We start from the raw sequence: 2958 nt of genomic DNA, 5'->3' as shown, positions 1-2958 counted from the left end.
GCCCCGGCCTCGGTGAGGATCACAACTTCCCGCTGTGGTTGACGGCGCGCTTGGCTCCCAGCGGCACCGGGGCCCCGGCCTCGGTGAGGATCACAACATGGGGTTCGCGTCCCGGCCGGATGTGCGACGGTCGCGGCACCGGGGCCCCGGCCTCGGTGAGGATCACAACACCGACTGGGAGGCATACACCAACGGGCGGTACACGCGGCACCGGGGCCCCGGCCTCGGTGAGGATCACAACCCCTCGAGCTGGCCCTGCGCCACGTTCAGCGCGCCGCGGCACCGGGGCCCCGGCCTCGGTGAGGATCACAACGCCGTCGACTCACAGACGCCGAGTCGATCACCAAGCGGCACCGGGGCCCCGGCCTCGGTGAGGATCACAACCATTACTCACGGGTCGGGAGGCTGCGGCCGGCCGAAGCGGCACCGGGGCCCCGGCCTCGGTGAGGATCACAACCTTCCGTCGACATCCGAACCTCTCTGGAAACTAAGGCGGCACCGGGGCCCCGGCCTCGGTAAGGATCACAACTCTCGGCGGTGGCGCCCGTCCAGGCCGCCACGGTGGCGGCACCGGGGCCCCGGCCTCGGCGAGGATCACAACCCCGCCGTGGTGGGCTGAGCTTGCGGTCTGCCCCTGGCGGCACCGGGGCCCCGGCCTCGGTGAGGATCACAACCCGCGCGCGGACTGCATTTCTGACGTCCGAGGGAGGCGGCACCGGGGTCCCGGCCTCGGTGAGGATCGCACCGCACCCACTACGAAGACCAAGACGTCGTCGGCGGCGGCACCGGGGCTCCGGCTTCGGTGAGGCCGCGACGGGCCGGTAGCTGGCTGTTGGAGACTGAACGGTTCGGGGGAGCACGACCCGGCCAGGGTCCGGCGGTTGAGGTTACGAGCCTGGCTGATGGAACGCCAAGTGGAGGTCGTGGTCATGGAGGCCGGACCACTGGAGGAAGGTTCGAGGTTAGCTGAGGAGGTTGTCGACGAGGCCGGTTTTCGCGCCGTTGATGAATGCGCGGATTTCGTGGGTTTCGAGGATGAGGGCGGGACTGGTGGGGTCGGTGGACTGGCGGAGCGCGACGCGGCCGTCGGGGAGTTTTTTGGCTTCGAGGCAGCTTCCGCCGTTGGGGCCGCTCCAGGGTTTCTGCCAGCCGTCGGCTCCGAGGTTGGCTGCGGGCATGCCGTTGTGGATGCTGGTCATAGGTGGAACTCCTTGGCGAGGTCGTGGAGTAGGCCGGGGGTGGCCTCGGGGGGTGCGGCGTGGGTGGCGAGGTGGTCGAGGGCATGCCGGTACGGGGTGATGTCGTCGGGTTTATCGAGGTAGTGAGCTGCGGTCATGGTTTCGACGTAGACGATGTCGGGGAGTTCCGCGGGCAGGCGGAAGAGGTGGAACGGCCCGTACATCGCCGGGTGCGCTCCGGCGGCGAACGGCATGATCTGGATGGTGACGTGCGGGAGTGTGGCCGCTTCGGCGAGCCGGTCGAGTTGGGCGGCCATCACCGCGGGGCCGCCGACGGGGCGGCGCAGGACGGTTTCGTCGAGGACGACCCATAGGTGCGGCGGGTCGAGGCGGGTCAGCAGGGCCTGGCGAGCCAGGCGTAGCTCGACCCGCCGGTCGAGTTCGTTGGCGGGGGCGTCCGGGAATCCGGCGTGGGTGAGCGCGCGGGCGTAGTCGGGGGTTTGGAGCAGGCCGGGGACGGACTGGGGTTCGTAGGCGCGGATGAGCGTGGCGGCTTCTTCCAGGCCGACGTAGACCTTGAACCAGGCGGGCAGGACGTCGGTGTAGCGGTGCCACCAGCCGGGCTGGTTCGCCTCCCGGACCAGGGCGAGGAACGCCTGGACCTCGTCGGGGTCGGTGACGCCGTAGTGGCCGAGCAGGACCTGGACGTTGGCGAGTTTCAGTTTGACGGAGGCGTTTTCCATCCGCCGGATCGTCCACGGCGATATGTCGATCTTCTGTCCGGCCTGTTCGTAGGACAGCCCGGCGGCCTCGCGTAGTGCCTGGAGCCGCCGGCCCAGGATCATCCGCCGCACGGTGGGGCCGCTGACCGGCCCGGTATCAACCGTCGCCACCCGCCACCACCTTCCATACGCCGGCTCCTGTCTGCCGTCAGTGTGCCACGTCACCAGTCGCAAGAGCGTACCGCCACACGATTTCTGCTCTTTGCAGATTTCCCCTTGCATCTTGCGACCGACGGGACGACACTGATGCCTGTCACTTATCCGCCGATGTACGACACTCGCCGTGATTCCTACGCGTGGACGTCGCCGCGAGCCCCCGAGCCGTCACACGATCAGCAGGGACGATCCGTCATGCACCAGGCAATCGGCTGTTGGAGCCCACCGTCCGCCCGGCCACGACCCTCCGAGGGGCCACCGGCACGGCGACGCCCCCAGGCGGCTCCGGTCCGCCACACCATACGGGGATATGCGACGGGCCGGGCGGCGGCCAGCAGAAGCCCGGCTGGGCGGGACGGCCGGGTCTGCTACGGATACCTCAGTCTGGACCACGACGACGAGGACGAGATCAGCCGGCTGCACGACCTACTGAGCGCCTATGCCCACACCGGGGGCCTGACGCTGGCGGAAACCTACGTCGACCGCAACACGCTTCCCGTCCGGATCATCCGCCTCGGGCTCACCGCCCTCCTGGACGCCGTCAGCAGAGGCGGGGGCTGCACGGTGCTGATACCCACCCCCGCCCACCTGTCCCCGGTCCCGGCTGTCCGTGCGGCCATCACCGCGGAACTGGACACCCTCGGCGCCTGGACGATCATCCTGCGGGCCGGGGAGCACCCGGCGTCCCCGGCCCTGGTCGGGAGGCTCCCGCGACCGCGGCAACCCCTCCCGGACGACGCCGGCCACCGACATGGCCATGGATAACCCGCCCGGGAGTGTGTGCGGTGGCCGGGACAGCGCTGTTCCGGCCACCGCACACACTCCCTTTCCCGTTCTCCTGC

Annotated in this window: 3 protein-coding genes and 1 CRISPR repeat array; of the genes, 1 reads left to right on the top strand and 2 read right to left on the bottom strand. The window is 69.9% G+C overall.

Going from position 1 to position 2958, the window contains the following annotated elements:
• Positions 1 to 59: 59 nt before the first annotated feature.
• Positions 60 to 746: direct repeats of the CRISPR family, unit length 38 nt; unit sequence CGCGGCACCGGGGCCCCGGCCTCGGTGAGGATCACAAC.
• A 216-nt stretch (positions 747 to 962) separates the two neighbouring features.
• The gene (locus DD1DGNOD_RS01445) at positions 963 to 1199 is read right to left on the bottom strand and encodes a DUF397 domain-containing protein (protein WP_131769265.1); all 237 of its coding nucleotides are present in this window, start codon (positions 1197 to 1199) and stop codon (positions 963 to 965) included.
• Positions 1196 to 2023 carry a helix-turn-helix domain-containing protein gene (locus DD1DGNOD_RS01440; RefSeq protein ID WP_131769266.1) on the bottom strand — a complete coding sequence of 276 codons (828 nt, stop codon included), beginning with the start codon at positions 2021 to 2023 and terminating at the stop codon, positions 1196 to 1198. The genes DD1DGNOD_RS01445 and DD1DGNOD_RS01440 overlap by 4 nt, the downstream gene beginning before the upstream one ends.
• Before the next feature lie 288 nt (positions 2024 to 2311).
• Between DD1DGNOD_RS01440 and DD1DGNOD_RS27625 the strand changes: the two genes are divergently transcribed.
• The gene (locus DD1DGNOD_RS27625) at positions 2312 to 2881 is read left to right on the top strand and encodes a hypothetical protein (RefSeq protein WP_206442875.1); all 570 of its coding nucleotides are present in this window, start codon (positions 2312 to 2314) and stop codon (positions 2879 to 2881) included.
• Positions 2882 to 2958: the final 77 nt, after the last annotated feature.

The organism is Candidatus Protofrankia californiensis (assembly GCF_900634765.1).
Taxonomy (GTDB): Bacteria; Actinomycetota; Actinomycetes; order Frankiales; family Frankiaceae; genus Protofrankia; species Protofrankia californiensis.
This window is presented reverse-complemented; position numbering and strand designations above follow the sequence as displayed.